This window comes from Nitrosomonas oligotropha, from assembly GCF_009833085.1.
Lineage (GTDB): Bacteria > Pseudomonadota > Gammaproteobacteria > Burkholderiales > Nitrosomonadaceae > Nitrosomonas > Nitrosomonas oligotropha.
In genome coordinates this window covers 1-4,540 of the sequence record NZ_QRBZ01000022.1, presented here as the reverse complement: position 1 = coordinate 4,540, position 4,540 = coordinate 1, and the positions used below count along the sequence as shown (strand labels likewise).

Here is a 4,540-nt window from a genome sequence, read left to right as displayed (position 1 = left end):
TTACTCTTCATCCTCATCTTCATCATCAGTCTGGGCTTCCGTGCTGCCAGCTGAACCGCCAGCAGATCCTTCACCCTCGTCTTCTTCCTCGTCTTCGTCTTCTCCACTACCGCCTTCATCCTCTTCCTTCACCAATACCAGCTTGCCAGCTTTCAAGCTCGCATTCAGGTCGGTCTTCGGTACTTCTTCATGTACCAGATTCTGATGGCAGTCTATACATGTCGCACCTTCCGTCTTCAACTTCTTGTGCGCTTCCTGGGCATCCGCTCCCGGTGGATTCGGGTTCTTATGGCAGTCACGGCAGGTGATGCTGTCCCATTTCTTCAGGTTCATCCGCGCATCATGCGCCATGATTAACCGGCGTTCGTTAAACTTCTCCAACGTCGAGTAATCGTTCATCAGTTCCAAGTACAGTTCTCTCGCGCCATCTACCGCATGGGAGTAGACCGCTAAATGAAAGTTCTTGAATCCCTGCGGAATATGACAATCTTTACAACTAGGATTCACACCCAACGCACCATAGTGCGTCGATTGCTTCAGTTCCGTTTGCGTATAGGTCATCGAGTGGCAGCTGGTGCAGAATTCTTCGGTCGAGAGTGCAGCTTCTCCGCCAAATACTACCGCTACCAGTACGATGCCCAGCAGGCCGCCTGTCAGCAGCGTGCCTATCGCTCCTTTTTGTATGCCTGTCATTACTCTTTTCCTTTATCTTTTTTGTCCCCTGTCTTTTCCTTTGCGCTGGCTTGGAATTCGTCATGGTACTTGAATTTCGGTTCGCCTACGAAGGTGCCGTCCAGTTTGTAATGTTCGTGCATGGCTTTGACGTCTTTGACCATTTTGTCAAAGTCAAAGGTGTATTTGGGGTCTACTGCCGGGGTGAATGGGGTGTATGGGGCTTTTGCGCCTTTCCACGGTGAGCCTTCGTAGTTCAGGTGGCATGCTGCACAGGCTTCTTCAAAGTGGAAGTCTTGCCCTTTGTCGGCTACCACTTTGCGTTGTGTGGTGGTGCCTTTGCTTTCAAATGCTTGACCGGCTTTGCGGTGGTCGCCGCGGTAGTTCTTGCCTGGTCCGTGGCACGATTCGCAGCCTACTGCCGCCAGTGGTTTCTTCGCTGTTTCTATGGTGTAGCCGCCTTTCTTGCCAAATCCGTCTACGTGACAACCTACGCAGTCTTTGTCTTGGGTGTAGTCTTTTTCCGGATCCAGTTTGGCTTTAACTTTGGCTTCTTTGCGTGCGCCAGGTTTTAGCGATTCCATCGCTTTGGCGTGTGCGGTGTCTTTCCATGCTTTGGCTTGCGATTTGTGACAGGAGCTGCATTTCGCGCGCCCTTCAAAGGTGTCCGCTATCGCTGTGCCTGAAAAAAATGCGGCTGTCGCCAGAACAGCCAGTATATAGGTTATTGGGTGTTTCATCCTTCCTCCTTTATGCTTTTTTAATTCAAGTTTTTGATGGCTCGTATTGTACGCTATCGCCGCTTTGTGTAAATGGCTATTTTGCTGGTGTTTCCGTTTACGGTAGCCGGTATACCCAGTAGCCGCCTTGTTGATAGATCAGTTGCGCTACGTCCAGTTCCGTCGGGGCTTTTTTGTCGACAAACGGTAACATCCTCGCCAGCAGGGTTTGGCTGCTTTTTTCGTCACTCAGGAAGAATACTCTGATTTCTTCGTCCGCAACCGATTGCAGGGTGTAGGTGTCAAAGTCGTTTTCCTTCAGTTGCACTTTCATTTGATTGATCATGCCGTGCATGTTGCCGGTCATCGGGAAGTTCTGAAAGGCTACGCCGATTCTGTCCGGGTGCATGAGTCCTGCTTTGTACAGGTCGGTGACGTGTACGATGATGTAGGTTTGCCGGTCTGAGCCAACCAGGGTGCGCAGTTGTTTGACGCCTTCTTCCGCCGGGGCGGTCAGGGCTTCGCTGAAACGTTTGAATTGTTCGCGTTCTTTTTGACTGGCTTTGCTTCCCCAGAATTGTTTTTCATAGGCTTGGATGGCTTCGCTTTGTTCCAGCCAGGGCACCGGTATCATCAGCGGTTCGTTCAGGTGGCTGATGAAGAGCGTGTCGTGTCCGGTGAGCAGCTTGATCTGCCGCGATGTGTCCCACCATGAGAGTATCAGGGCGTCTTTCGGGGCGTGTTTGGCGATCGCCGCAGCCAGGGTGCTGAGTTCCGAGGGTTTACGGTCAAAGTTGTAGAGTATTTCGTTGGTGCTGTTCTTCCAGTAAATCAGTACCGGCGCTTCATCTTTTTGTCTTGCGACGATGAATTCGGCGATGGGTTTGGCTACGCCGTCCGCTTGTACTTTGTATTGGCTGAGCTTGAGTTCCGGCCAGCCCGATAGGTCCATTTTGCTGAACTTTTGGCTGTCGCCTTCGGCTACGAGTTGATATTGATAGGGGGCAGGTACCGGTTTAAACCATAAATACGCAAACCAGCCCAACAAAAGCAAACCTCCCGTCACTAGGATGATCCCTAAGGACGGGAGTAGCTTGTCTGACGACCGCACTGCTTTGGCAGTGCGGTCTTCTGCGTTAGCGTTTATCAAGCTTCGCTTTGTTTACGTTTGCGCCAGCCTGCCAGTGCCAGTGTTCCGGCTAGCAGCATGCCACCGCCTAAACCGCCCAGAGAGATTTTCTCTGCTGTGCCGTCTAAGTCGAGTAGGCTGGTTTTCTTGGTTTCAAGATTTTTAACACGTTCTTGCAGTGCAACCATTTCACGGATGCGGGTGTTTTCGTCTTGAATTTCCACGTAGGCGCGGTTGATCGGGCCCCAGCCTTCGGTGTAGGTCCAGCCGCCTGGGTTAACGTGCGCCAGGCCTACGTGCATCTTGGCCAGGTCGTTTTCATGCATTTCCAGCACTTTCAGTTCGATGGCTGCAGGGCTGTTGCCTTTCGACCAGAACAGTTGGGCAAAGTGTAGGCGTAGCCTTCTTTTTCCGGTGCAGGTGGGGCAGGACGGTTGGTTTTTTGACCGGTCAGCAGGCCTTCTTTGTACAGTTGGTGTACAACAGCATTGGCTTCTTGGTATTTAGCCAGCCCTTCCAGGGTGCCTTTGTCCATCAGGTCGAGGTAGGAGCGGGCAAAACGTTCCGAGTGGCATTGGGTACAAGTGACTACCCATGAGTCCAGACGTTTTTCCGACCATTCGCTTTTGATGTTTTCTGCAATTCCAGGTACAAACGGGTAGTTCGCCCAGCGGATTTTTCTGACCATGTTGTGGCTATATTCGCCTTCGTATTCCATGTGGCAGCCGGCGCAGGTCGGCGCGCTTTGTCCGCCTACTGCATAGGCGTCTTTCAGCGGGGCTTCCCAGTTCCATTGGTTGCCCAGCATGCCGACAATCTTGCCGTGCTTGGACATGGAGTATGCTTCCCAGTTGTTGTGGTCTACGCCGCTGTGACAGGTTGCGCAGGCTTCCGGTCTGCGGGATTCCGCTGCTGAGAATTCGTGACGGGTGTGGCATGAGTCACATTTGTTTTGGTTGGTGTGGCACATCGAGCAGCCTTCGGCTACTTCGCGTTGTGGCATCGCTGCCCATACGGTGGTTTCCACATTGGCTTTGTAGTCCAGTGCGTGCGATGGACGTCCGTCCGGCCATTGGTCGTGCGGCCAGATCATCGTGTCGCGTTCCGATTCACGTTCTGCAAATTCTGCCAAGTGACAGGTGCCGCATACGTCTGCTGTCGGCATTCTGATGTCTTTGGTGTGGTCGGCTTTTTTCTTCGCGCCAATGTCTACGTGACAGTCGATACAGCCAACTTCTTTCAGGTTTTCACCTTCGGCCAGTCTGCCCATTGAACGCAGGTTCTTTTCAATCTCTTCCAGTTTGGCTTTCTTGTAAAAAGTAGGCTCGCCCGGTTTCAGGTTGCGTACTTTGTCCAGGTTCGCATGACTGCTTCTCTTCCATGCTTGTACCCATACCGGTGATTCGTCGGTGTGGCATTCCACGCATTCTTTGCGGCTGGCTACTTCTTTGTTCGTGGTCGGTGATTTGTAAAATGTCGCCGGATCCAGATATATCCCATAAGGAATCGGTTCCCAGTATTGCGCCAGTGTGCCGCGTCCAGCTCCTTGTGCAGGGTCTTTGTAACGCTTCACTAACGCTTCGTGCAGTTCTTTCGGCGTTACTTTCGCACGGTCCAGTTTCAGTGCTTCATATAGTTCGTTCGGTACAGTCGGTATGTCAGCGTGCGCAGCTCCTATCAGCAACCCACCCAGCATCGCCGCTACTATCCTCGGCCATAGCTTGCCTTTCATCTCTCTCTCCTTTGGTTTTCCATAAGTTTCTTCCTTCCCTCTTCTTTACTTTGCTCTTCTTCTTGTTCTACATACCCTCGAATACTTCTAACTTCCACAGTATCTAGAGCTTTTCCATCCTTAGCGCCTTCGGTCCACTCTGCCCATACAACCCCTCTACCCTCAGGCAGAAACACTCCCCTAGACTACTTAGTCACCTCAGCACTGTCAAGGTGCTGTAAACACGATTCATCCCAGCTATCGCTCTACTTATTACATTTTTGCGCTATAAAATGAAAAGTAAATTAA

5 protein-coding genes are annotated in these 4,540 nt (G+C 51.6%); all 5 read right to left on the bottom strand.

What is annotated here, in order from left to right; translation table 11 throughout:
* The 5 genes from ABD07_RS07155 to ABD07_RS07140 all read right to left on the bottom strand — a co-directional run bounded on the left by ABD07_RS07155 (position 1) and on the right by ABD07_RS07140 (position 4,204).
* Positions 1 to 693, bottom strand: a complete 693-nt coding sequence (locus tag ABD07_RS07155) for a NapC/NirT family cytochrome c (RefSeq protein ID WP_108699799.1) — start codon at positions 691 to 693, stop codon at positions 1 to 3.
* Positions 693 to 1,412, bottom strand: coding sequence for a cytochrome c-550 CycA (gene cycA, locus ABD07_RS07150; protein ID WP_160817725.1), 720 nt, complete (start codon positions 1,410 to 1,412; stop codon positions 693 to 695). The genes ABD07_RS07155 and cycA overlap by 1 nt, the downstream gene beginning before the upstream one ends.
* Positions 1,413 to 1,509: 97 nt before the next feature.
* Positions 1,510 to 2,502: a hydroxylamine oxidation protein HaoB gene (gene haoB, locus ABD07_RS07145; protein WP_338040560.1), complete on the bottom strand. Its 993-nt coding sequence runs from the start codon at positions 2,500 to 2,502 to the stop codon at positions 1,510 to 1,512.
* Between the two features lie 35 nt (positions 2,503 to 2,537).
* A complete protein-coding gene (locus ABD07_RS14980) occupies positions 2,538 to 2,846 on the bottom strand; it encodes a hypothetical protein (protein ID WP_240142466.1) in 309 nt (102 codons plus the stop codon).
* Positions 2,847 to 2,857: 11 nt separating this feature from the next.
* On the bottom strand, positions 2,858 to 4,204 hold the full coding sequence (locus ABD07_RS07140; RefSeq protein ID WP_240142465.1) for a multiheme c-type cytochrome: 1,347 nt from the start codon (positions 4,202 to 4,204) through the stop codon (positions 2,858 to 2,860).
* Positions 4,205 to 4,540: the final 336 nt, after the last annotated feature.